General features: G+C 35.6%; 22 protein-coding genes. 6 read left to right on the forward strand and 16 right to left on the reverse strand.

Translation table 11 applies throughout. The features are described from left to right. Positions 1-129: 129 nt before the first annotated feature. The gene (locus tag DYE19_RS04130) at positions 130-1,149 is read left to right on the forward strand and encodes a branched-chain amino acid aminotransferase (protein WP_115322713.1); all 1,020 of its coding nucleotides are present in this window, start codon (positions 130-132) and stop codon (positions 1,147-1,149) included. Positions 1,150-1,245: 96 nt separating this feature from the next. On the opposite strand, the gene DYE19_RS11295 is transcribed toward DYE19_RS04130, so the two are convergent. The 15 genes from DYE19_RS11295 to DYE19_RS04200 form a co-directional block, all read right to left on the reverse strand. Continuing rightward, positions 1,246-2,508 carry a cytosine deaminase gene (locus DYE19_RS11295; RefSeq protein WP_174694522.1) on the reverse strand — a complete coding sequence of 421 codons (1,263 nt, stop codon included), beginning with the start codon at positions 2,506-2,508 and terminating at the stop codon, positions 1,246-1,248. Between the two features lie 9 nt (positions 2,509-2,517). Next, positions 2,518-3,744, reverse strand: coding sequence for a cytosine permease (codB, locus tag DYE19_RS11300; protein ID WP_049214470.1), 1,227 nt, complete (start codon positions 3,742-3,744; stop codon positions 2,518-2,520). 259 nt (positions 3,745-4,003) lie between these two features. Continuing rightward, the gene (gene aroG / locus DYE19_RS04140) at positions 4,004-5,089 is read right to left on the reverse strand and encodes a 3-deoxy-7-phosphoheptulonate synthase AroG (RefSeq protein ID WP_115322714.1); all 1,086 of its coding nucleotides are present in this window, start codon (positions 5,087-5,089) and stop codon (positions 4,004-4,006) included. 63 nt (positions 5,090-5,152) lie between these two features. Next, entirely contained in the window at positions 5,153-6,406 is a 1,254-nt protein-coding gene (lolE, locus tag DYE19_RS04145) for a lipoprotein-releasing ABC transporter permease subunit LolE (RefSeq protein WP_115322715.1), read from the reverse strand. Continuing rightward, the gene (gene lolD, locus DYE19_RS04150) at positions 6,407-7,090 is read right to left on the reverse strand and encodes a lipoprotein-releasing ABC transporter ATP-binding protein LolD (RefSeq protein WP_115323572.1); all 684 of its coding nucleotides are present in this window, start codon (positions 7,088-7,090) and stop codon (positions 6,407-6,409) included. A 16-nt stretch (positions 7,091-7,106) separates the two neighbouring features. Next, positions 7,107-8,294, reverse strand: coding sequence for a lipoprotein-releasing ABC transporter permease subunit (locus DYE19_RS04155; RefSeq protein ID WP_115322716.1), 1,188 nt, complete (start codon positions 8,292-8,294; stop codon positions 7,107-7,109). A 78-nt stretch (positions 8,295-8,372) separates the two neighbouring features. Next, a complete protein-coding gene (locus DYE19_RS04160; RefSeq protein ID WP_115322717.1) occupies positions 8,373-9,323 on the reverse strand; it encodes a 2-hydroxyacid dehydrogenase in 951 nt (316 codons plus the stop codon). 176 nt (positions 9,324-9,499) lie between these two features. After that, a complete protein-coding gene (locus DYE19_RS04165; protein WP_115322718.1) occupies positions 9,500-10,525 on the reverse strand; it encodes an SEL1-like repeat protein in 1,026 nt (341 codons plus the stop codon). 25 nt (positions 10,526-10,550) lie between these two features. After that, positions 10,551-11,405 carry a 3-deoxy-8-phosphooctulonate synthase gene (gene kdsA / locus DYE19_RS04170; protein WP_049214476.1) on the reverse strand — a complete coding sequence of 285 codons (855 nt, stop codon included), beginning with the start codon at positions 11,403-11,405 and terminating at the stop codon, positions 10,551-10,553. Positions 11,406-11,418: 13 nt separating this feature from the next. Next, a complete protein-coding gene (locus tag DYE19_RS04175; protein ID WP_115322719.1) occupies positions 11,419-12,210 on the reverse strand; it encodes a SirB1 family protein in 792 nt (263 codons plus the stop codon). Between the two features lie 3 nt (positions 12,211-12,213). Continuing rightward, positions 12,214-13,539 carry a peptide chain release factor N(5)-glutamine methyltransferase gene (prmC, locus tag DYE19_RS04180; RefSeq protein ID WP_368656422.1) on the reverse strand — a complete coding sequence of 442 codons (1,326 nt, stop codon included), beginning with the start codon at positions 13,537-13,539 and terminating at the stop codon, positions 12,214-12,216. Between the two features lie 19 nt (positions 13,540-13,558). Then, positions 13,559-14,641, reverse strand: a complete 1,083-nt coding sequence (gene prfA, locus DYE19_RS04185; RefSeq protein ID WP_115322720.1) for a peptide chain release factor 1 — start codon at positions 14,639-14,641, stop codon at positions 13,559-13,561. Positions 14,642-14,801: 160 nt separating this feature from the next. After that, entirely contained in the window at positions 14,802-15,269 is a 468-nt protein-coding gene (locus DYE19_RS04190) for an outer membrane lipoprotein (protein WP_049214479.1), read from the reverse strand. Positions 15,270-15,301: 32 nt separating this feature from the next. Beyond that, positions 15,302-15,613, reverse strand: coding sequence for a hypothetical protein (locus DYE19_RS04195; RefSeq protein WP_115322721.1), 312 nt, complete (start codon positions 15,611-15,613; stop codon positions 15,302-15,304). 5 nt (positions 15,614-15,618) lie between these two features. After that, complete coding sequence (locus DYE19_RS04200; protein ID WP_115322722.1) at positions 15,619-16,206, reverse strand: VOC family protein; 588 nt, start codon at positions 16,204-16,206, stop codon at positions 15,619-15,621. 88 nt (positions 16,207-16,294) lie between these two features. On the opposite strand from DYE19_RS04200, the gene argS reads away from it, so the two are divergent. Next, positions 16,295-18,028 carry an arginine--tRNA ligase gene (gene argS, locus DYE19_RS04205; RefSeq protein ID WP_049214482.1) on the forward strand — a complete coding sequence of 578 codons (1,734 nt, stop codon included), beginning with the start codon at positions 16,295-16,297 and terminating at the stop codon, positions 18,026-18,028. A 303-nt stretch (positions 18,029-18,331) separates the two neighbouring features. Here argS and mdh read toward each other — a convergent pair whose 3' ends face one another. Next, on the reverse strand, positions 18,332-19,267 hold the full coding sequence (gene mdh / locus DYE19_RS04210; protein WP_115322723.1) for a malate dehydrogenase: 936 nt from the start codon (positions 19,265-19,267) through the stop codon (positions 18,332-18,334). A gap of 216 nt (positions 19,268-19,483) precedes the next feature. Between mdh and argR the strand changes: the two genes are divergently transcribed. From argR to ppc, 4 genes are all read left to right on the forward strand, one after another. Then, positions 19,484-19,951, forward strand: coding sequence for a transcriptional regulator ArgR (gene argR, locus DYE19_RS04215; RefSeq protein ID WP_115322724.1), 468 nt, complete (start codon positions 19,484-19,486; stop codon positions 19,949-19,951). Positions 19,952-19,969: 18 nt separating this feature from the next. Then, positions 19,970-20,866 (forward strand): TIGR01777 family oxidoreductase, encoded by an 897-nt coding sequence (locus DYE19_RS04220; protein WP_115322725.1) that lies wholly within the window; start codon positions 19,970-19,972, stop codon positions 20,864-20,866. A gap of 314 nt (positions 20,867-21,180) precedes the next feature. Further along, positions 21,181-22,185: an HTH-type transcriptional repressor PurR gene (gene purR, locus DYE19_RS04225; protein ID WP_115322726.1), complete on the forward strand. Its 1,005-nt coding sequence runs from the start codon at positions 21,181-21,183 to the stop codon at positions 22,183-22,185. A gap of 233 nt (positions 22,186-22,418) precedes the next feature. Continuing rightward, on the forward strand, positions 22,419-25,058 hold the full coding sequence (gene ppc, locus DYE19_RS04230) for a phosphoenolpyruvate carboxylase (protein ID WP_115322727.1): 2,640 nt from the start codon (positions 22,419-22,421) through the stop codon (positions 25,056-25,058). The last annotated feature ends 9 nt before the right edge of the window (positions 25,059-25,067 follow it).

Below are 25,067 nucleotides of genomic sequence, written 5' to 3' on the forward strand. Positions count from 1 at the left end.
TGTGTTGCTTCAAACTATTTTTCAGATTTTCTTTTTTATTATTAAATTTTTTCTCACAAACATTTGCAAGCTATAAAGAATCGTGTAGATTAAAAGTTATTCTCCGAATACAACAAAAAGGATATAACAATGACAAAAAATATTGATTGGCAAAATTTAGGCTTTAGCTACATTAAAACAGACTACCGTTATATTGCATATTGGAAAGATGGTAAATGGTCAAAAGGAGAACTCACTCAAGACAACACATTACATATTAGCGAAGGATCAACTGCACTACATTATGGTCAACAATGTTTTGAGGGATTAAAAGCTTATCGTTGCAAAGATGGTTCTATTAACCTATTTCGTCCAGATCAAAACGCACTACGTATGCAACGTAGTTGTCAGCGTTTATTGATGCCAGAAATACCAACTGATATGTTCATTGATGCATGTAAGCAAGTTGTTAAAGCAAACCAAGAATGGTTAGCACCTTATGGCACTGGTGCTACATTATATCTTCGCCCATTTATGATAGGTGTTGGTGATAATGTTGGTGTAAGCCCTGCTCCAGAATATATTTTTTCTATTTTCTGTTGTCCTGTTGGAGCTTATTTTAAAGGTGGCCTAAAACCAACTAATTTCTTAGTTTCAAATTATGATCGTGCTGCTCCACAGGGAACTGGTGCCGCTAAAGTAGGTGGTAATTATGCTGCAAGTTTATATCCTGGCAAAGAAGCAAAAGCGCATGGTTTTGGTGACTGTATTTATTTAGATCCAACCACACACACCAAAATAGAAGAAGTTGGTTCAGCAAACTTCTTCGGGATTACGCAAGACAATAAATTCATTACACCGCTTTCACCTTCGATTCTCCCAAGTATCACTAAATACTCTCTTCTCTACCTTGCAAAAGAGCGCTTAGGATTAGAAACAGAAGAAGGCGATGTGTATATTGATCAATTAGCAAAATTTAAAGAAGCGGGGGCCTGTGGTACAGCAGCAGTAATTACCCCAATTGGTGGTATTCAATATGGTGATAACTTCCATGTTTTCTATTCTGAAACTGAAGTAGGTGAAATCACGACAAAACTTTATAATGAGCTCGTTGGTATTCAATTTGGCGATATTGACGCACCTGAAGGTTGGATTGTAAAAGTTGACTAAATCTAATTAAACAACAAAAAGTGCGGTCAAAATTCCAAGCATTTATACCGCACTTTTATATTTCAATTGTTTATTTAATATTAAAATACACTCAATTTATCTGTAAGTCACTGTCTCTATATTATCCAAATAAATCTGAGTTTCTGCCAGTTTAGTTTCTGCAATGATCTTACCTTGGCGAATAGAATAACGCGTTGATACCTGTCTTCTTACTGCATCAAATCCATTTTGCGCAGGTAAAATAATCAGGTTGGCAGAATATCCTTCTTTAATGCCATAATCGCTTAATCCAAGCGCTTTGGCACTATTGTCAGTCACTAATTTTAACCCATCATTAATTTGACCATATCCCATTAATTGACAGACATGTAAACCCATATGGAGTACTTGTAACATGTTTGCTGTCCCTAATGGGTACCAAGGATCGAATACATCATCATGCCCAAAACAAACATTAATATTATTTTTCAACATTTCTTTTACTCGAGTAATTCCACGGCGTTTTGGATAAGTATCAAAGCGCCCTTGTAGATGAATATTTACAAGTGGGTTCGCTACAAAATGAATACCTGATAATTTCAACAAGCGGAATAAACGTGATGCATAAGCACCATTATAAGAATGCATTGCAGTAGTATGGCTCGCAGTGACTTTATCACCCATTTCATATTTTAAGGCTAATGCTGCGACTGTTTCCACAAAGCGTGATTGTTCATCATCAATCTCGTCACAATGAATATCAATTTGTTTTCCATACTTACGAGCAATATTGAATGCAATATGCATAGATTCTACGCCATATTCACGCGTAAATTCAAAATGTGGAATACCGCCTACAACATCTGCTCCCATTGCCATTGCTTGCTCAAGTAAAGCTTCGCCATTTGGATAAGATAAAATGCCTTCTTGTGGAAAAGCCACAATTTGTAAATCGATCCAAGGTGCTACTTCTTGTTTTACTTCTAACATGGCTTTTAGTGCTGTTAATGTAGGATCAGACACATCCACATGTGTACGAACATACTGTACACCATTTGCAATCTGCCATTTTAATGTTTTCCATGCTCTGGCTTTTACATCTTCATGACTTAACATCGATTTACGTTCAGCCCAACGCTCAATACCTTCAAATAACGTACCTGATTGATTCCAATTTGGCTGTCCTGCAGTTTGTGTAGCATCAAGGTGGATATGTGGTTCAACAAAAGGAGGATAAGCAATACCCTGCTCTGCATCTAAAATCTCTCCTCCATAGGTTAAAACTTCATCATTAGAACAAATACGTATGATTTTGCCATCTTCAATCAAAATTTGCCAAAGCCCTTCTTTATTCGTTAAATGTACATTTTTAATTAACATAATTGGCTCCTATTTTGTTGCTAACATTTTTGCAAACAATGGATTAAGTATTAAATATGAAATTGCTCCCCCTAATACTGCATTTACAGGGATAATACCTGGCAAATATTTACCACAACCTACACCTATTGCAACCGCAATAATCGCGATCCAATTAATATTAACAAATCTTGCTTGCTCGAAATTTTGATATGCTTTACGACGTAATATATAGTCTGCAATAATCACGCCTCCGACTGGAGGAATAGCGGAAGAAAGGAAAGTAAGCCAACCGACAAAGTTGTTATATAACCAAAGTGCGGCAAGTGTACCTATAACACCATTTGCCATTGATAAAATACGGCTGCTTAATCCAGTAATATTAGCAAAGCCTAATCCCGAAGCATAAAGGGCATTATCATTAGTCGTCCAAATATTTAACCCTAATACAATAATTGCAGGTAAAATTAGTCCTTGAGCGACCATCACATCTGAAATATCTGCCATGCCTTTCACTGAGGCACCCGCTGCACCAAAAATAAACATTAACGAATTACCTAAAAAGAAAGCGATCATACTAATCACAATCGCTTGTTTTGGTACACGTCCAAAACGAACAAAGTCAGCAGTAAGACTTCCAGCACTAATAAATGACCCAACAACTAATGTAATCGCCATAGGTAATGACATACTCTCTTTTGGCACTATAGCTTGTAATACCTCAATTCCTCCGGCATCTGTCACAGCTAAATACACAGAATACGAACCAAGTACAGCAATTGCAGGTACTGCTACTGCTGATAAAATAGTCAATGCTGAAATACCAAAGTAAACTGTTACTGTCATTAATGCACCCGAAAGAATAATGAGAGTGTTAACATCAATTCCTGTTACTTTATTAACAGGAATAGCAAACATTGCTACACCTACGCCAAACCAGCCAACCTGTGTTCCACCAAGTAATAATGAAGGTAACCAAGACCCTTTTACTCCAAAAGAATAACGCGCTAAAATATGCGTAGTTAAGCCTGTCTTTGCACCAATATAGCCTAAACAAGAAGTGTAAACACCAAGCATTAAATTACCAATTAGAATTGCTGTCCAAAAATCATCATAAGTTAATGATGTACCCAGTGTTCCTCCCGTCCACATACTGGCTGAAAAGAAAGTCAATCCAAGCATAACAAATGTTAATGCAATTCCTCCTTTGCGCTCATGTTGTGGCACTGGCTTTAAACTATAATTATCTAAGCTCATTATTTATCCTTATTAAAAGTAAAAAATCGTTGCATTATAATCTGCCAATTTTAAAAAGCAAACGTTTGCGCAATAAAAATGAAAGATTTTTTATTTACGTTTATTATATAAATGAGAGCTATCAACAAAGTTTTTGTTTTATCTTATTAGATAGTTATTGATTTCTTCTCAAATAAATGTAAAAGATCTAAGTACAGGCTAGTTATTATGTTTTTTGAGAGTAAAAAAACCACCTTAATGGAAGGTGGTTTTTATTTAATTATGATTTTAAATTTCGACGAGAAATGACCGCACTTGATAAGGCTTCAAGTACTTGTTCACTATCCTCCCAGCCAATACACGCATCTGTAATACTTTGTCCATAAGTTAAGGCTTTACCATCAATAAGATCTTGACGTCCTTCAGTCAAATGACTTTCAACCATCACGCCAAAAATTTGTGTTGAGCCATTTGCAATTTGATCACATACACTATGACAAACATCCAACTGTTTTTTAAATTGCTTGTTACTATTTGCATGACTAAAATCAACCATAACATGAGGAATCCGTCCGTTTTTCTCAATATCCGCACAAACAGCAGCAATATCTTGTGCACTATAATTGGGTCCCCTATCACCACCACGTAAAATAATATGACAATCTTCATTACCGCGTGTTGATACAATCGCAGAATGGCCAAATTTAGTGACTGATAAAAAATAATGAGGGGCTTCAGCAGCACCAATTGCATCTAATGCGATTCTCACTCCTCCATTAGTGCCATTTTTAAAACCCACCGCACATGATAGTCCAGAAGCCAACTCTCGATGTACTTGTGACTCAGTTGTTCTTGCACCAATTGCTCCCCAACTCATAAAATCAGCCAAATATTGTGGTGTAATCATATCTAGAAACTCACCAGCTGCTGGTACACCTAAATCATTCACATCAGATAATAATTTACGCGCTATACGTAGTCCATCATTAAGAGCAAAAGTACCATTTAAATGTGGATCATTAATTAAACCTTTCCAACCTACTGTAGTACGTGGTTTTTCAAAATAAACTCGCATGATAATTTCTAAAGTATCCTTATACTTTTCTCGTACAGCTTTAATACGATTTGCATATTCAAGTGCAGAATTAGGGTCATGAATAGAGCAAGGACCAATCACAACTAATAAACGATCATCTTTTTGATGAATAATATCATGTGCTTTTTTACGAGTTTCTTTTACAACTTGAGCCGCAACACTACTGGCTGGGAATTTTTCTAATAATGCGACGGGGGGTAAAACTTGTTCAATTTTATCAATACGAGTGTCATCATTTTCAATATGAATTTCGTTCTTATACTCTGTCATTTTGCTCTCGCTTACTTCTTATAAATAAATCCGATAATAATCAAACTCTAAACAGTAAATTAACTAATGGCTACTCAACACTTGAGCAGGCTGCAGTTTTGCTGCCCGATTAGCAGGATAGAGACTAGCAACTAAACTTAATATTAGCGCAGAGGCTAATACTAATAAGACATCTTGCCAATGCAACTCACTTGGCAAAAAATCGACAAAATAAATACCATCTGATAATAATTTCCGACCAAGTAAAAGCTCAATTCCTTGAATAAGTTGAGTTAAATTTAATGCTAGGGCTATGCCTAAAAAAATACCAATTAAACACCCTTTCATGCCAGCTTGCAAGCCATACCACACAAAAATCTGCTTAATAAAACGATTATTTGCACCTAAAGTACGCATAATCGCAATATCACTTTGCTTATCTTTCACTGCCATAATCAATGTTGAAATAATATTAAAGCAAGCTACTGCAATTACTAACACCATTGCAATATACATCACACTACGAATAAGTTGAATATCTCGATACATATAGCCAAATTTACTGATCCAATGCTGAGCATAAAGTGCTTGAGGATAATCTTGTAACATTGGATATGTTAATGTCTGAACCTCAAATGGATCTTTGACTTTCAATTCAACACCATGAATTTGATCTTGAGTTAGACCTATTAAATCTTGTGCTTGTGCCAAAGGCAATAAAGCATAACTATGATCTAGTTGACCATCTAAGCGTAAAATACCACTGATTTGTACACGATGACGAATTGGCTGAGATAGTTGATTATTTTGAGTTTGCTGTGAAATCAATAACGTGACCCAATCTCCTACTTGAACATCGAGATCACGAGCAATAGCATATCCTAAAATTAAACCACTTTGTTGTTCGAACTCATTCCATTTATTTTCTAATACAAAATTACCCAAGGCGCTCACTTTATCTTGGGCGGCTTTATCAACCCCTTTCACTTGTACAACTTTTAATTTACTCCCATTTTCCACTAATGCAGTAAAATTCACATAAGGTGAAATCCCTTGAACTTGTTCATGCTGTTCAAGCCGTTCTACTAGCCTCGCCCATTGATTGATCGTTTGTGGTTCATTTTCATGTGGATAAAGTATAATCTCTGCATGGGGTACAACGGCAAGAATACGATTATTTAATTCACGCTCAAAGCCATTCATTGCACTTAAACCTAAAATTAATACAGCTACTCCTAATGCAATACCAATACTAGAAAAAGTAGAAATCAAAGAAACCAGCCGATTTTTCTGCTTGCTACGTTGATAACGCCAACTAATAAAAAAAGGAGTATTCATTTATAATGTCTCTCTTAATACACCATCTTGCATGACCAAACAACGTGTCAATTTTTCTGCTAAACTCAGATCGTGAGTCACTAATAAAAAAGCAATATTTTGTTCATGATTAAGCTGTTGAATTAAATCAAAGATACTTTCCGTTGTTTTGCGATCTAAGTTTCCTGTTGGTTCATCTGCTAATACTAAAGCTGGATTATTAACTAATGAACGAGCGATGGCAACGCGCTGGCGTTCTCCCCCCGAAAGTGCAGAGGGACGATGTGAAATACGATGTGCTAACCCAACTGCACTGAGCATTTTTTCTGCTCGATCTTTTGCCTCTGTTTTATTTTGCTGACCAATTAACATTGGCATCATCACATTCTCTAATGCCGTAAAATCTGCCATTAAATGGTGGAATTGATAAACAAAACCGAGATATTGATTACGTAACCGCGCTAATTGATTTGCATTAGTACGTTGTAAAGATTGTCCTTTAATAAATACTTCTCCACTACTTGGTTGATCTAAGCCACCTAAAGTATGTAATAAAGTACTTTTACCTGATCCTGAGCTTCCAACAATAGCAACAAGTTCACCTGCCTCTATATTAAAAGAAACGCCTTTTAATACCTCTGTTTGTATACTGCCTTCTTGATAAGATTTACTGATATTTTGACAATGTAATAAGTGTTGTTTCATTTCATTTACCGTCTTTTTATTCATAACGCAAGGCTTCTGCTGGTTCAATTTTTGCTGCACGATAAGCTGGATAGATAGTTGATATTAAAGAGAGTAATAATGCAAAACTAACGATCATTATAATTTGTACAACATCTAAAGAAGTTGGTAAGTAAATATCATGAGGATTAATCATATCCACAATACGATCTAAATATAACGTGACTAATATACCCAATATCGTACCAATTAATGTTCCTACAAACCCAACTAAACAACCTTGATAGATAAAAATAGACCGCACTTGATGCTTATTTAAACCCTGTGTTTGTAAAATAGCAATTTCCCCTTGTTTATCTACTACCATTAAACTTAATGAGGTAATAATGTTAGAAACTGCAACAACAATAATTAAGCTAATCAATAAGCTCATCATGTTTTTTTCCATACGTACAGCTTGGAAAAACTCACCTTTTTGATCTCGCCAGTCCTTAATGATCCATTGTTCTTTTATAAAATAATTTGGTAATTCAACAATCTGAAATGGGTCTTGTAGAAATAAGCGGTAACCTTGTGCTTGATTTGGTTGGATACGCATTAGGCGACCAATATCTGCTAAATGCGTAAAAACTTGATAATTAGAAGCTTCACCGTTTGTATAATAAATATCACTCACTGTAAACAAACGTTGAACAGGTACTCGCCCAAAAGGCGTATATTGACTATTTTCAGTGATCATCACACGCACTTTATCACCTATATTTAGTTGAAGTTTGCGAGCCAGTTGCGCACCAATCACTAAATTAAACTCACCTGGGGGCAATACTTTATCAATATTATCATGAAATCCTAATAACAAAGGGTCATCTGAAAGTGCTTCTACACCTATAACTCGTCCTGCACTTACGCCATGCGCTGTTTGTAAAATCACATTAGTTTGATTAATCGCTACTGCTTTTTGCACAAAATCAGGCAAGCTATTCACTTTATCTTGTAAGTTTATTCGTTGATTTTGAGGCATAATAATGGCGTGAGGGATATCAGCTAGAACTTGCTGTTTCTGATGATGTTCTAATCCATTCATAACAGATAACACAATGATCAATGCCATGACACCTAAGACGATGCCAATACTCGCTAAATTCGTTACAAGTCGTCCGAAACGATCCGCACTTTTAGCTCGCCAATAACGTAAAGCAATAAATAAAGGAACAGAAAATCTCATTTTTACCAAAATTAGTAATAAAAATATCGTGCTATTATTGCATAAACCGCATACAACAACATCACGATATTTTATCTATTACACATTTAATTCATTTTTTACAAAGTCTTCAATATTTTGTGTTACTTTGCTCACTAAGGTCATGACGGCACTATCTGATGCCCAAGCAATATGTGGCGTAACAATTAAATTAGGCAATCGAGTCGCAGCTTGAACAATTACACTTGTTTTTTCAGGAGGCTCTTTAACTAATACATCTAAGGCGGCTCCACCTAAATGCCCACTTTCTAGTGCTTCAACAAGTGCTTTTTCCTCTACTAATGGACCTCGTCCAGTATTAATCAGGAATGCACCTTTTTTCATTAAGGCTAAAGTATCTTTGTTAATTAAGTTTTGCGTTGTTTCTGTTAATGGGCAATGTAATGTTACAATATCTGCTTGTTTTAAAACATCTTCAAAAGGAGTATAACCTTCTCGACAAGATGTTGCATCCTTGTGCTCAGCATAAAGTACATTCATACCAACAGCTGCAGCTAAACGCCCAACTTCAGTCCCTAAACAGCCCTTACCAAATATACCTAAAGTTGAGCCTTTAACATCGGTAATGGGATAATCAAAATAACAGAATTGTTTACTATCCGCCCACTTTGCGACTAGTTGATCACGATACCAACTCATGATGCTATGTTTCAATGCATAAATAAGTCCTAGAACATGCTCAGGCACAGTCGTTGCTGAATACCCTGTCACATTTTTTACAGTAATGCCTAGCTCTTTAGCCGCAACTAAATCAACATTATTTGTACCTGTTGCAGTAATTGCAATAAGCTTTAATTGCGGTAATTGTTGCATAACTTCACGGTTAAATACGACTTTACTTGTCACTGCTATCTCAGCATCTTGCATACGTTCAATAACCTCATTCCCAGCAGTGTGTTCATATTCAATCCATTGATGTTCAAAACTTGGATGGGGGATTGGAATATGTTTGGGAATCGCTGTGCTATCAAGAAAAACTATTTTTAACATGGGTAACTCCTTTTGTTGCAATGGTTTTCTATTTTGTCCAATTTACCTTGAGATAGCAAACTATAAATTGACTGAATAAAATTATTTTTAACTATTAATTTAGTTAAGCCAGCTTACTGTACGATATTTATATTTAACATAAAAAACCTCCCGTGTTTGGGAGGTTATAAGCCATCTTACTTCTTACCTAATTGCGCTTTTAATTGTGTTATTTTCTCTAAGACTTCCCCTTGTAACAATTCATCGTCTTGCTTATGGGCATAAGAAAGTTCATAATAATGTAATGCTTTTTCTAAATTCTGCGGTACACCCGTACCAAACTCATAAAGATAACCTAATGTATAATAATCTTCTAATACCTCAAACTCATTTAACGCAAAATCAAGATCGACTGGTACGCCTAAACCAACTAAAGATAAATTAGCAATCATTAATCTAGCTTTCTTAAATCCCTGTTCAGCTGATTTTTTTAGCCAAAAGACTCCCTTCTCAAATTCTCCACTTTCAATATAGTACTCGCCAACTTCATATTGTGATTCAACTTCATTTTTTTCTGCTGCGTCTAAAAATAAATGGAATATTTCTTCATGTTTTTCTTTTGTTAATACTTCGGTTGTTTTATAAAGATCAGCTAGATTACGTTTTGAAACTACGTTCCCCAAATTAGCCGCTTGTCGATATAATTCTTTCGCTTTATCAATATCCTCAACTACACCATAACCAAAATCATACATATAAGCCAATGTATTTAGATGATACATTTTTCCAGCCTTAATCTCATCCTGCAAAATAGAAAAGGCCTTTTCAAAATATTGATTAGCGACTTTTTTATCTTGTCCTACATACCAACCATATTGATACATTTCTCCTAAAACAAGGGCACCAAACCCACTTCCTTTTTCTGTTGCTTCTAATGCAAGTAAATAAGCCTCTTTATTGTCCTTTTCCAACAGGATATCCGCCAGTCTTGCTATTGCATCAGCATGACCAAATCTTCTAGCCTGTTCAAAAAAATCTGTCGCTTTTGCTATATCAATTAACTCATTGTTAAAGCCATAAAAATATTGCAACCCTTTCTGATAAAGTGTATTCCCCTGCTCAGTTTGTAATTGCGTTGCCACATTAGGAGTCATACTATTTACACTAGGCGAAATCATTGCTGTTATTAAGGCTGTTAATGCTAAAAAAAGTAATGTTTTCATTGTAGCAACTCTTTTAATTTCAACATTAATTTGATGTATCTAAATCAGGGAAACTTTTCACTAAGTCATCAATTGCTTTTATCTGCATAACAAAACCTTCAAGTGCAGAAAGTGGTAATGCCGAAGGCCCGTCACATTTTGCTTGATTAGGATTTGGATGCGCTTCTAAAAAGAGTCCCGCTAATCCTACCGCCATACCTGCACGTGCTAACTCCGTTACTTGATCACGACGACCTCCTGAAGCAGCACCAAATGGATCACGACATTGTAGAGAATGTGTAACATCAAAAATAACAGGACAACCTTTTGAGACTTTTTTCATTACAGAAAAACCTAACATATCTACAACAAGATTGTCATAACCAAAATTTGAGCCACGATCACATAAAATTACTTTGTCATTACCACATTCTTCAATTTTCTCAACAATATTACCCATCTGCCCTGGACTTAAAAATTGTGGTTTTTTCACATTAATAATCGCACCTGTTTTTGCCATTGCCGCAACAAGATCTGTTTGGCGAGCCAAAAAAGCAGGTAGCTGAATAATATCAACCACATCAGCTACAGGCTGGCATTGATAAATTTCGTGTACATCTGTGATTATTTTTACACCGAAAGTGTCTTTTAATTCTTGGAAGATTTTTAATCCTTGTTCCATTCCTGGACCACGATAAGAGTAAATTGACGAACGATTTGCTTTATCAAAAGAAGCTTTAAAGACATAAGGTACGCCTAATTTTTGCGTGACATTAACATAAGCTTCGCAAACTTGCATAGCCATATCACGACTCTCTAAAACATTCATGCCTCCAAATAATACAAATGGCTTATCATTAGCAATGTCAATATTCTCTAAACGAACAATTTTATTTTGCATCTTGTATTCCTTCTTAGTGAATAGGATAAGAATCTTGCCTTAATTCTTCTAATTGATTTTTTAGTAATGTTGCGGTTGGATCTTGAGGACATTGGTCAATAAAATACTCAAAATCTTCTGTCGCCACGTGATAACACCCCATTTGCGCCAATACTAGTCCCCTATCGCGAACTTCGTAAGGGTCATCTGGGTAATAATGCATTAAATGAGAAATATAAGATAACGCTTCGTCATTTCGCTCTTCGCGAATTAATGCATTTTTAGCAAGCTGTCTAAAACGCCCTAATAAATCCCCTATATTCGCAACAGCTAATTCTGCTGGGGTAAGTTCTATTCCAAACCCCATCGCTCCCTCATACCATTTATGTAATAGTCCAAGTGGAATATATTGTCCATCCCAAGGATTAATAAATGCCACTTCGCCCTCTACTTCAGCACGTAATACCAATTGAGTCGGAAAATTAACAGGGTAAAGTGGTAAATTTAAACGATCAGCAATATAAAGTAAAATCGCACCAAGGCTGACTGGCATTCCTTTTTTTGTTTCTAATACATCATTTAAATATAAATTTGATGAAAGAAAATAAGAGTTAGGATCACAATGAAATCCCCATTTCCCATAGAACAATTGTAAAAGTAAATGAATTTTGGTTTTCATTTCTATTTCATCTGGAATTTCTTTACGCGCAGCACGTACTAAGTGCCCTATTCTTCCACGCAGACGTAGTAAATTGTCATTATCTCTCAATGTAGTATTACAAAAAGCTAACATTTCATCATAAAGTGCTTTTTTCACGTATTTCATTTGCTAATTTCTCCAACAACCCAATGTCACTCTGTCATGTCCAACATAATCTTGCACAGTGATAACATCTTGCCATTGGTTTTCTTTAAAAATTGACCGCACTTTTTGTCCTTGTTGCCAACCATGTTCTAATAATAAATAACCCGATTTTTTTAAAAAATGAGGTGCTTGCTCAATAATATACCTTAAATCTGCATAACCTTGTTCTTCTGCGATCAGTGCAGATAAAGGCTCAAAACGTACATCACCTTGTAGTAAATGGGGGTCATTTTCATCAATATAAGGTGGATTGCTTACAATAACATCAAACTTGCAACTTAAATCTAACTCTGTAAACCACGAACTTTGTAAAAACCTTATATCCAAATTATGCCGTGTTGCATTTTCTTGTGCTAACATCACTGCTTGCGCAATACAATCTACTCCAAAAATTTTCACGCTTATACCGCACTTTTGCACAAAAGGCGCTAACTCAAAAGCCAATGCGATTGCTATAGCTCCCGTTCCTGTACCTAAATCCAAAATCGTCAGTTCATCAGAAAAGTGCGGTGAGTTTAAACGTAATTTAATCACCTCAAGCGCTTTTTCGACTAAGATTTCTGTATCGGGACGAGGGATCAATGTATCTTTTGATACTTTTAATGGTAATGACCAAAACTCTTTTTCGCCCAGAATATAGGCTATAGGCTCACCTTGTGCACGACGAACAAGTAATTTTGCTAATTGTATCAGTTGATCTTGTGTAAGAAGCATTTCTGAAAATGCTATAAGGCTTGCCTTACTACGCCCTGTCACAAAAGACAATAAAACATAGATATCTGATTTAATATTGATATAAGGATCAGAACTTAATGCTTCTAATAGTACATTTTCTGCAAAACTTAACCACTCAGAATAACTTTTAGTTTGAATATCAACGACAACAAAATTCTCACAAATCACTTGGAAATCAGATGTCACTTTTTTATCTTTCACACCCACATGATCTGCTAATATTCTTTCATCTAGAGCTGCAAATTGTGCATTAAAAAATTGCTCGTGGTTTTGATACCAATGAGTATAGTCCCCTTCTCCTTCTGCTAAAGCAAAGTCTTCTGGCACCTCTCCAAATGCCCATTGCTCAATTGATGTTACCTTAATCATAACAAGAGGAGTATTATTGTGATCTAAAACAATTGATTTATCATTTATTTGAGGCAATAATTCTCCACTCAGAGTATAAAAAAGGCAACCAGAGCAAGTTGCTGTTTTATAACCTGCAATAACTAAACAAGCTAAATAATTGGGCATTACAGCAAATGCCCATTTTTTAGTTAGATTATCTTCCATCTTTTATATATCAATCACATCATACTTGCTCAGATAATGCTGCTAGCTGATCAGCTTGATATTCAGTAATAATTGGTTGAATTAGCTCATCAATTTTACCATTCATAACCTCATCTAAACGATATACAGTTAAATTGATACGATGATCAGTCACTCTCCCTTGTGGGTAGTTATAAGTGCGGATTTTATCTGAACGGTCACCAGAACCTAATAAATTACGGCGTGTATCCGCTTGAGCTTGTTCCTGGCGCTCTTTTTCAGCTTGTACAATACGTGATGCTAATACCGATAAAGCTTTAGCTTTATTTTTATGTTGTGAACGTTCATCTTGGCATTCAACGACAATCCCCGTTGGAATATGAGTAATTCGTACAGCTGAGTCTGTTGTATTAACATGCTGCCCACCAGCCCCCGATGAACGATAAGTATCAATACGTAAATCAGATGGATTAATTTCAGGTAATTCTGACTCAGGTAACTCTGGCATTACAGCTACTGTACAAGCAGAAGTATGAATTCGTCCTTGGGATTCTGTTTTTGGTACACGTTGTACGCGATGACCTCCAGATTCAAATTTAAGCTGACCATAAACCCCTTCCCCACTGACTTTTACAATAATTTCTTTGTAACCACCTTGCTCACTTTCGTTAGCACTTAATATCTCAACACGCCAACGCTTACTTTCTGCATAACGGCTATACATACGAAATAAGTCACCTGCAAAAATACCTGCCTCATCACCACCAGTACCCGCACGTATTTCTAAGTAACAGTTATATTCATCATTCGGATCTTTAGGTAATAAAAGAATTTGTAACTGTTGTTCAACTTGATCTAATTCAGTTTTACATTCTTCAATTTCTTCCTGCGCCATTTCTTTCATACTTGGATCATCAAGCAATAATTGTGCATCTTCCATATTGCTATGTAATTGATTCCAACGCGCAAAACATTTCACTACATCTTCTAGCTGTGCATATTCTTTTGAATAAGCGCGAAATTTATCTTGATCACTAATAACAGTAGCATCACCTAACAGCGCCTCAAGTTCTTCATGACGCTCTTTTAAACTTTCTAATTTACTGATAATTGTTGGTTTCATTGATTAACCTTATAAATTAACAAAATGAAATAAAAAAATCGGATAATTCTAACATGTATTTAAAAGAAACTATAAAGAATCTTCTTATTAATCATAGATAATCACAAAACAAAAAGGCTTTCAGTGATTAACTGAAAGCCCTGTTCTAAAATAGTAGAAATTATCGGATAACAGAGACATTCACTCGTGAGCCACCGACAATACGCACTCGTGCACCTGCCATTAAACTTGCATCATACTTTTGCACAACAACAATTTCTTGTCCATTATCTTTTCTAATAACAAGTTCTAGTGCATCCACTTGAGTTGCTTTTTCTTCAACTTTACTACCAATAACTGCACCAGCAATTGCACCAACAGTTGTTGCAATCATTTGCCCTGTACCACCACCGATAGTTGATCCAGCAATACCACCAAGTGCACCACCACCGATAGTACCGATAATACCTTGATTATCAGCTTGAATTTTTACTGGACGACTAGAAACGATAGTACCATAACTAATTGAGCGAGTTTCTTTTGCTTGGTTACCTTCATATACATTACCACTATAAATATCAGTATTTGCACAGCCAACCAAACCTAAACTCATTAAAACGGCTACTCCGACTACGGTTATTTTCTTCATAAAGCTCCTACCTTATTAAACTAATAACAAAATTATAAAGGTGATCTTGGATTATAAGTAGAAATATTCTTTAAACCTTCATTATTATCAAGAACACGAACACAAGCACCAACCACAAGAGTTGAATCATATTTGTGAGAAAGTTGTAATGTTTCTACCGGACCTTCTTTATTCTCACAATCATTTTTACGTACAGTTAATAGTAAATTTTCACCATTGTATTCACTAAAAAGAATTTCAGCACGATAGCCATTACCGTAATAGTGGTCATTATGATTTTTTGTACAAGCGACCAATCCTAAACTTAATACTGCTGCTAATGCTAAAACCGTTGTTTTTTTCATCTTTACTAAACCTCAATAACTTTTTTTATATTATAAGGATGAACCTTAATACAAGCATGGTTTTGAGCCTTATCCATCAAACTGACTGCAACTGATGGATTAGGTAGTTGCTCTCCTTCTACTTTAGGTTCGCTTACTTTGACTTTTAAATTATCCAATTTGTTCCATAAAAATAAACGAGAAATACGTTCTACCCAAGATTCTGTCGTTTCATTTTGCAAAAAGGGAATCACAATTTCAATATGTTCCCAACCTTCAATAGGATAAATTTTATTTTTAGGAAATGGTAATTCGATAATATCAATAAACTGCCCAGCAAAATGCAAAGGGTACTTTAATTTAATTAAATAAATAATACGTCCATTGACGGCATTATTGCTCAAAACTGTACCATACTTTAATAATTGTGTCAGCCAATATTTCGCCTTGTCCTCTGTATTCACACGTAGTGCAATATGGTCAATTTCATATTCATTTAAATCTAAATTAATTATCTGAGCTAAAGTTTGAATTTTTTTTTCAAAAGAAGAAAAGCTCTCTACTAAATCAGCGACTTCGATGCAAAAGGGATGTGACTGGTTAAATATTGTCATTTTTTCTATTGGTCTCTTTTCTGAATGTATAAAGAGCGGTATCATAGCCGAATATTTTATTAATTCATAATCTAGGTACAAAAATACAGTGAATATTCAATCTATTTTATCTAACAAAATTAAACAAGCAATGATGCTAGCTGGTGCAGATACACAATGTGATGCGCTTGTTCGTCAATCAAATAAAGTACAATTCGGTGACTATCAAGCTAACGGTATTATGGCCTCAGCGAAAAAACAAGGAGAAAACCCTCGTGATTTTGCACAAAAAGTTATTGAAAAACTTGATTTAACGAATATTGCTGAAAAAGTAGAGATTGCTGGTCCCGGCTTCATTAATATTTTCTTAGATAAAAATTGGTTAGCTAATAATATAGAACATGCATTAAATGATGAAAAATTAGGTATTAAATCTGAAGAAATTCAAACTGTTGTTGCTGATTACTCCTCCCCTAATGTTGCAAAAGAAATGCATGTTGGACATTTACGCTCAACAATTATTGGTGACGCTGTCGTACGTACACTTGAGTTCTTGGGTAATAACGTTATCCGAGCTAATCATGTTGGTGATTGGGGAACACAATTTGGTATGTTAATTGCTTACCTTGAAAAAATGGAAAATGAAAATGCAACAGCGATGGAGTTAAGTGATTTAGAAGCATTCTATCGTGCAGCAAAAGAACATTATGATAACGATCTAATCTTTGCTGAAAAAGCACGTCGCTATGTCGTTAAATTACAAAGTGGTGATGAGTATTGTAACAAAATGTGGAAGAAGCTTGTCGATATCACGATGAAGCAGAATCAACATAACTATGATCGTTTAAATGTCACACTAACTGAAAAAGATGTTATGGGCGAAAGTTTATATAATCCAATGTTACCAAATATTGTGGCCGATCTAAAAAAGCAAGGTCTAGCTGTTGAAGATGAGGGGGCTTTAGTTGTATATCTTGATGAGTTCAAGAATAAAGATGGTGAGCCTATGGGAGTTATCGTTCAGAAGAAAGATGGTGGCTTTTTGTATACGACAACGGATATTGCAGCTGCGAAATACCGTTATGAAACACTAAAAGCAGATCGTGCTTTAGTATTCTCTGATACTCGTCAGAGTCAACATATGCAACAAGCTTGGTTAATTACACGCAAAGCAGGTTACGTGCCAGATAATTTCCAGCTTGAACATAAAAACTTCGGTATGATGCTCGGTAAAGATGGTAAACCATTTAAAACACGTACAGGTGGTACTGTAAAATTAGCTGATTTATTAGATGAAGCTGTAGAGCGTGCAAGTCAATTAATTAATGAAAAAAACAATACACTCTCTGAAGAGGAAAAAGCAGCAGTGATTGAAGCTGTCGCAATTGGCTCAGTAAAATATGCAGATTTATCTAAAAATAGAACAACTGATTATGTATTTGATTGGGACAATATGCTGAGTTTTGAAGGGAATACTGCACCATACATGCAATACGCCTATACTCGTATTCGTTCTATTTTCAATCGTAGTAATTTAACTGAACAAGATCTTAAAGAGGTCAAAGTAATCCTTAATGATGAGAAAGAACGTATATTGGCAGTTAAACTATTACAATTTGAAGAAGCTATTCAAACTGTTGCTAAAGAGGGCACACCGCATATTCTATGTCTTTATCTATATGAATTAGCGGGTCTTTTCTCATCGTTTTATGAACACTGCCCTATTTTAAATAATGAAAACGAACAAATAAAATTAAGTCGTTTGAAATTAGCATTATTGACAGCAAAAACGTTGAAGCAAGGACTCGATTTATTAGGTATTAAAACTGTTGAGAAAATGTAATAAATAAGTAGTTGTATTCAAAAAGCTGATATCTTTATCAGCTTTTTGCTTATTCAGAGAATAAAAAAAGTGCCTTATTTTAAGGCACTACTCGGAAAGCAAAATATGTCGGCTATTTGTATAGCACTTGTTTTTAGTTGTGTTCAGAATACGAAAATAAACCTTATTTAGCAAATGGTTATTTTTAATAATGTGAACTAACTCACGATTTTTATTTAAATTTTGATTTTTATCACTGCTATACAAAAAGAAAGAGCATCAAATTATTGATGCTCTTAAAAGCGATAAATTAATTAAAACCGCTTATTGATTAACAAATTTTTCACCTAACTCAATATCTGCACGTAATGTTTCTAACATTGCATCAAGAGCTTGCTGTTCAAACGTGCTTAATGGACCAATTGGAAGAATTTCTTCAACACCTTCTTTACCTAAACGTACTGGTTGAGCAAAGAAACGAGCATATTTTCCACAACCTTCAACATAGGTACATTCAACAACATTCTCACCTTGCAAACCTTTCACTAAAGAAAGTGCAAAACGCGCAGCCGCTTGTGCCATTGATAAAGTTGCTGAACCACCGCCTGCTTTTGCTTCAACAACCTCAGTACCTGCATTTTGAATACGTTTTGTGAGTGGTACAATTTCCTCTTCTTTCCATTCTACATATGGAACCTGAGATAATAATGGCAGAATTGTCACACCAGAATGTCCACCAATCACAGGGACAGTTGTACGAATTGGCTCTAAGTTTTTCAATTCAGAAACGAACGTTTCAGAACGAATAATATCTAATGTGGTTACGCCAAACAATTTGCGTTTATCGTAAACTCCTGCTTTCTTTAACACTTCTGCTGCAATAGCAACAGTAGTATTCACTGGGTTAGTAATAATACCAACACACGCCTTTGGGCAAACTGATGCAACTTTTTCAATCAAGTTGCGTACAATTCCCGCATTGATGTTAAATAAATCTGAACGGTCCATACCTGGTTTACGTGCAACACCTGCAGAAATTAACACAATGTCTGCATTTTGTAATGCTGGTGTTGGATCTTCTCCCCCAAATCCTTGCACCTTAACAGCTGTTGGAATGTGACTCACATCCGCAGCAACACCAGGCGTCACTGGCGCAATATCATACAATGATAGCTCTGAACCTGCTGGTAATTGTAGTTTTAATAACAATGCTAACGCTTGACCAATACCGCCTGCGGCACCTAGAACTGCAACTTTCATTTGCTACTCCTTATGGGTTAATAAATTAAACTTGTAAGATTTTAGAATGAACCCAATACAAATTCAAATAGATAAATTCAATAGTGCGATCTAATTCAAACTTTCAATAAAAACTAACCGCACTTTATTAAAAAAAATTATTTTATGAAATGTATTTGCATGTTTATGCAAACTTATGCAAGATCTATACATCACATGTAAGTTAGGGGCAAAATCATGAGTATTGAAAAACAAGATAACTTATTAAATGCTTTTAAAGAGTTGTTAGCACAAGAACGTTTCGGTTCACAAAGTGAAATTGTACAAGCATTACAAGATTTAGGTTTTACACATATTAATCAATCTAAAGTATCTAGAATGTTGACTAAATTTGGTGCAGTTCGTACACGAAATACAAGAATGGAGATGGTATACTGTTTACCAAATGAACTCAGTGTACCTAATACGAAAAGCCCACTTAAAAATCTGGTATTAGATATCGATCACAACCATTCTGTCATCGTCATCAAAACAACTCCTGGTGCAGCACAACTTATCGCTCGTTTATTAGATTCAATTGGTAAAGCAGATGGTATTCTGGGTACTATTGCTGGTGATGACACGATTTTCGTCACACCAACATTAGATTCGAATATTCAAGATCTGATTAAAAGTATTAGAGAATTATTTGAGGCCTCTATTTGAGCATAATGAGGAAAAAATATGCAGATTTTAATTACTGGTGCAACAGGATTAATTGGCTCGACATTAATTACTCATTTATTAGAGTTAGGTTATCAAATCACTGCTTTGGTCCGTTCACCAGATAAAGCTCGTATTCAATTGCCACCTAACGTGCAACTTATTTCATCATTAACCCAATATAACGATTTAAATCAATTTGATGCAGTCATTAATCTTGCTGGGGAGCCTATTTTTACACACCGTTGGACAACTGAACAAAAGCAACGATTAATAGAAAGTCGAGTACAATTAACGAAACAGTTAACTAGTTTAATTAATCATAGCACTACACCACCCCACACTTTTATTTCAGGCTCTGCGACAGGCTATTATGGTGATAAAAAAGAATATATCATTACGGAACAATCAGAGCCCTCTGCACAGTTCACTGGGCAACTTTGCCAAAAATGGGAGGCTGAGGCATTAAAAGCGAAAACACGTGTATGCCTATTACGCACTGGTATCGTGCTTGCAAAAACAGGCGGCGCTTTGGCTAAAATGTTACCTATTTATCGTTTGGGATTAGGTGGTCGATTAGGAAATGGTGAACAATATTGGAGCTGGATCACATTAAAAGACATGATTGCAGCTATTGTTTTTTTACTGAATAATGTAGCATGTAGTGGTGCTTTTAATTTAGTCACACCTCATCCAGTACGTAATAAGGATTTTAATAGTATGTTAGGTCAGCTACTGAAACGCCCTTATTTCCTAGCAGTACCAATATTTATACTCAATTTATTTCTCGGTGAACGGGTACAATTATTACTTGATAGCCAAAAAATTATTCCAGAGAAACTACAAGCAGAGGGATTTCATTTCCAGTATCCTGAGCTGAAAGCTGCTCTGCAAGATATATTAAAACAAAAAAGCTGAGATGATTTAACATTCTCAGCTTTGGAAGTTAATATTATATTCTTTAAAAGATTGATGCAGCGAGTACAACTATCATGCCTAAGGAAAAAGTAACTGTCATCATTGCATAACCAAAATCACCCATTTTTACCTCTCATAAATTAAGTTTGTGTATTATTTACTGCATCATTCTAACAATAAACTGACTATAAATAGAAGCCTAATTGATAATAAAAATTAAAATTGTGATGTTTTACAAATATTTTCTCTCTAGTGCTTAACCAATTCAGTTTCAGTCCTTATAATAAATAAGATTTGTATGGAGAAAAAGAATTATGGCAACAATTAAAGATGTCGCAAAAATGGCTGGTGTGTCAACGACAACAGTCTCACATGTTATTAATAAAACTCGTTTTGTTGCAGCCGAAACTGAAAAACTCGTTTTACAAGCTATTCAAGCGTTAAATTATTCACCTAGTGCTGTTGCTCGAAGTTTAAAAGTAAATACAACAAAATCTATTGGTATGATTGTTACGAGTAGTGAAGCACCTTATTTTGCTGAAATTATTCATGCCGTAGAAGAACATTGTTATCGACAAAGCTATTCCCTTTTTTTATGTAATACACAAAATAATGTAGAAAAAATTAAAAATCATCTTGAAATGCTAATTAAAAAACGTGTCGATGGTATTCTAGTAATGTGTGCTGAATATACACAAGATTCATTAGACCTACTAGCAAATTTTACATCTTTACCGATGGTAGTAATGGACTGGGGACCTAATAATGAACATACTGACATTATTCAAGATCATAGTTTTGAAGGGGGCTATATCGCAACAAAACATTTAATTGAACAAGGTCATACTAAAATTGGTATTATTGCAGGTGAATTGACTAAAACAACAGCTAAAACGCGTTATGAAGGCTTTATTAAAGCAATGACAGAAGCGAATCTAACTATTAATCCAAATTGGGTAATGGAAGGCTTTTTTGAACCTGAAGATGGTTATGAATGTATGAATAAGATCTTAGTACAACCTGAGTTACCAACAGCTGTCTTTTGTTGCAATGATGTAATGGCTCTTGGCGCAATTTCAGCTATCGGTGAAAAAGGATTACATGTGCCTGAGGATATTTCAATTATTGGTTATGATAATATCCATGCCTCACGTTTTTATTCACCACCTTTAACGACAATTCATCAGTCAAAATCACGCTTAGGCGCAAAAGCAGTAACATTATTGTTCGAACGAATTAATGAAAAATCTGAGCAACGAGAAGTCATTGAAATGCACCCTGAATTAGTGATACGTAAATCCGTTAAATCCCTTCGTTAAAACAAATTAATCCTCATTTACTAAAAATGAGGATTTTAAATTTTTCTTCTATTCATTAGATTTACTCTAATAAAAACCAATAAAATTAGATAAATATCACATTATTTAACCTATTGTAATTTTTTATTTGATAAACTAATTATGATTGATCTTTCTAATTATTTTTGTTTATATCTACTTCAATTCAAGTATTTTTACTTATTCAAGTTTAACATTGTTCAAAGAGGTCATTCATGATTCAGCAGTATTCAACTATGCGTAATAATATCAATATGCTTGGGCGTTTTCTTGGGGAAACAATCAGTGATGCACAAGGCAGTGATATCCTTGAGCTAATTGAAAATATTCGTATTCTATCTCGTAATTCTCGTAATGGGGATGATAAAGCACGTCAAAAATTACTCACAACTTTAGCGACTATCTCAAATGATAATATTATTCCTGTTGCGCGTGCATTTAGCCAATTCCTTAACCTCACTAACATTGCTGAACAATATCAAACTGTCTCACGCCAGCATGACGATCAAGTTGCCTCAGATCGTTCTATTTCTGCGTTATTTAAACGTTTGAAAGCTCAAAATATTGCTAAAGAAAAAGTCATTGCAACAGTTGAAAAACTCTTAATTGAACTCGTATTAACAGCCCATCCAACAGAAGTGACCCGACGTTCATTGGTACATAAGCATGTAGAAATTAATAAATGTTTAAGTAAACTAGAACACAGTGATTTAACTGCAGAAGAACGTAAAGTTATTGAACGCCGTCTCTTACAACTCATTGCTCAAGCATGGCATACCAATGAAATTCGTACTCATCGCCCAACGCCATTTGAAGAAGCTAAATGGGGATTTGCAGTTATTGAAAATAGTTTATGGCAAGCTGTACCAGAATTTTTGCGTCGACTCAACACAAGTGCGGTCGAGTTTTTTGGTTTTAACCTCCCTGTAGAGCTAAATCCTATTCGTTTTTCTTCATGGATGGGAGGGGATCGTGATGGTAATCCATTTGTTACTGCAACTGTAACACGCCAAGTATTACAGCTAGCACGTTGGAAAGCAGCAAGTTTATTTCTAACAGATATTCAAGCATTAGCAGATGAGTTATCTATAGTAAAGTGTACTGAGGAATTCAGAGCCAAATATGGTGATCATTTGGAGCCTTATCGTACTGTAGTAAAAGCATTACGCTCTAAACTAACCATGACGCTTGCCTATTATGATGATTTATTAGCTAATCGTCCGCCTAGAACTTCTGATAATGACATTATCACTGAGGATGCACAGTTATGGGAGCCGCTCTATGATTGTTACCAATCCTTACAAGCTTGTGGTATGCGCATTATTGCTAACGGTTTATTACTTGATTGTTTACGCCGTATTCGTTGTTTTGGCGTGACATTGTCACGATTAGACATTCGTCAAGAAAGCACTCGTCATACAGACGCTATTGCTGAAATAACACGCTATATTGGTTTAGGTGATTATTCCCAATGGGAAGAAAATGATAAACAAGCCTTTCTCATTCGTGAATTAAATTCTCGTCGTCCACTACTACCACGTGATTGGCAACCTTCAGAGCAAACACAGGAAATCTTAGACACCTGCAAAGTCATTGCAGAGCAGCCAGAGGGGGTGATTTCTTGCTATATCATTTCAATGGCCAAAACAGCTTCTGATGTGTTAGCGGTCCATTTGTTATTGAAAGAATCTGGAGTCAACTATCATTTACCTGTTGTACCATTATTTGAAACATTAGAGGATTTAAATGCCTCAGAACAAGTAATGAAAGCACTATTCAATATTGGCTGGTATCGTGGTGTTATCAATAATAAACAAATGGTCATGATTGGCTATTCTGATTCAGCAAAAGATGCAGGCATGTTGGCTGCTTCTTGGGCACAGTATCGTTCACAAGAAGCCTTAGTGAATCTTTGTGAAAATCTCAATATTGAGTTAACCCTATTTCACGGTCGTGGCGGAACAATTGGTCGTGGTGGTGCACCTGCTCACGCGGCATTATTATCTCAACCCCCACGCTCACTGAAAAATGGCTTACGTGTGACTGAACAAGGTGAAATGATCCGTTTTAAATTAGGGTTACCTGCCGTTGCAATCGGGAGCCTTGATTTATATGCCAGTGCAATTTTAGAAGCAAACCTACTTCCTCCACCAGAGCCGAAAGGGCAATGGCGAGCATTAATGGATTCATTATCTACCGTATCCTGTGAAGTTTATCGTAATATTGTTCGCGGTGAAAAAGATTTCGTTCCTTATTTCCGTTCAGCAACACCTGAGCAAGAGTTATCTAAATTACCATTAGGCTCTCGCCCAGCAAAACGCCATCCTAATGGTGGTGTAGAAAGCCTACGTGCTATCCCATGGATTTTTGCTTGGATGCAAAATCGCTTAATGCTACCTGCTTGGTTAGGCGCAGGTGCGGCATTACGCCAAGCTATCGAGGATGGCAATGCAGAAGTCATTGAAGAAATGTGTAAAACATGGCCTTTTTTCTCAACACGTATTGGCATGTTAGAAATGGTATTCAGTAAAACGGATACTTGGCTTTCTGAGCATTATGACCAACATCTTGTTAAGCCTGAACTTTGGTATCTAGGAGAAACATTGCGCCAACAACTTAAGCAAGATATTCAAACCATACTTGCTTTATCACATGAAGATCAACTGATGTCCGATTTGCCTTGGATTGCAGAATCTATCGCACTACGCAATGTCTATACCGATCCTCTCAACCTGCTGCAAGTAGAATTACTACGCCGTTTACGTGCAACACCAGAAAGCTCAAATCCTGATGTGGAACAAGCATTAATGATTACTATTACTGGTGTTGCTGCAGGTATGCGTAATACAGGGTAATATATGAGT

Source organism: Pasteurella canis, assembly GCF_900454865.1.
In the GTDB taxonomy this organism is placed as follows: Bacteria; Pseudomonadota; Gammaproteobacteria; order Enterobacterales; family Pasteurellaceae; genus Pasteurella; species Pasteurella canis.

Bases quoted from the DNA above. Each gene is read 5' to 3' on its own strand.
- DYE19_RS04130 (WP_115322713.1), top strand. From the start codon at position 130: ATGACAAAAAATATTGATTGGCAAAATTTAGGCTTTAGCTACATTAAA.
- DYE19_RS11295 (WP_174694522.1), bottom strand. From the start codon at position 2,508: ATGTTAATTAAAAATGTACATTTAACGAATAAAGAAGGGCTTTGGCAA.
- codB (WP_049214470.1), bottom strand. From the start codon at position 3,744: ATGAGCTTAGATAATTATAGTTTAAAGCCAGTGCCACAACATGAGCGC.
- aroG (WP_115322714.1), bottom strand. From the start codon at position 5,089: ATGACAGAGTATAAGAACGAAATTCATATTGAAAATGATGACACTCGT.
- lolE (WP_115322715.1), bottom strand. From the start codon at position 6,406: ATGAATACTCCTTTTTTTATTAGTTGGCGTTATCAACGTAGCAAGCAG.
- lolD (WP_115323572.1), bottom strand. From the start codon at position 7,090: ATGAAACAACACTTATTACATTGTCAAAATATCAGTAAATCTTATCAA.
- DYE19_RS04155 (WP_115322716.1), bottom strand. From the start codon at position 8,294: ATGAGATTTTCTGTTCCTTTATTTATTGCTTTACGTTATTGGCGAGCT.
- DYE19_RS04160 (WP_115322717.1), bottom strand. From the start codon at position 9,323: ATGTTAAAAATAGTTTTTCTTGATAGCACAGCGATTCCCAAACATATT.
- DYE19_RS04165 (WP_115322718.1), bottom strand. From the start codon at position 10,525: ATGAAAACATTACTTTTTTTAGCATTAACAGCCTTAATAACAGCAATG.
- kdsA (WP_049214476.1), bottom strand. From the start codon at position 11,405: ATGCAAAATAAAATTGTTCGTTTAGAGAATATTGACATTGCTAATGAT.
- DYE19_RS04175 (WP_115322719.1), bottom strand. From the start codon at position 12,210: ATGAAATACGTGAAAAAAGCACTTTATGATGAAATGTTAGCTTTTTGT.
- prmC (WP_368656422.1), bottom strand. From the start codon at position 13,539: ATGGAAGATAATCTAACTAAAAAATGGGCATTTGCTGTAATGCCCAAT.
- prfA (WP_115322720.1), bottom strand. From the start codon at position 14,641: ATGAAACCAACAATTATCAGTAAATTAGAAAGTTTAAAAGAGCGTCAT.
- DYE19_RS04190 (WP_049214479.1), bottom strand. From the start codon at position 15,269: ATGAAGAAAATAACCGTAGTCGGAGTAGCCGTTTTAATGAGTTTAGGT.
- DYE19_RS04195 (WP_115322721.1), bottom strand. From the start codon at position 15,613: ATGAAAAAAACAACGGTTTTAGCATTAGCAGCAGTATTAAGTTTAGGA.
- DYE19_RS04200 (WP_115322722.1), bottom strand. From the start codon at position 16,206: ATGACAATATTTAACCAGTCACATCCCTTTTGCATCGAAGTCGCTGAT.
- mdh (WP_115322723.1), bottom strand. From the start codon at position 19,267: ATGAAAGTTGCAGTTCTAGGTGCCGCAGGCGGTATTGGTCAAGCGTTA.
- argR (WP_115322724.1), top strand. From the start codon at position 19,484: ATGAGTATTGAAAAACAAGATAACTTATTAAATGCTTTTAAAGAGTTG.
- DYE19_RS04220 (WP_115322725.1), top strand. From the start codon at position 19,970: ATGCAGATTTTAATTACTGGTGCAACAGGATTAATTGGCTCGACATTA.
- purR (WP_115322726.1), top strand. From the start codon at position 21,181: ATGGCAACAATTAAAGATGTCGCAAAAATGGCTGGTGTGTCAACGACA.
- ppc (WP_115322727.1), top strand. From the start codon at position 22,419: ATGATTCAGCAGTATTCAACTATGCGTAATAATATCAATATGCTTGGG.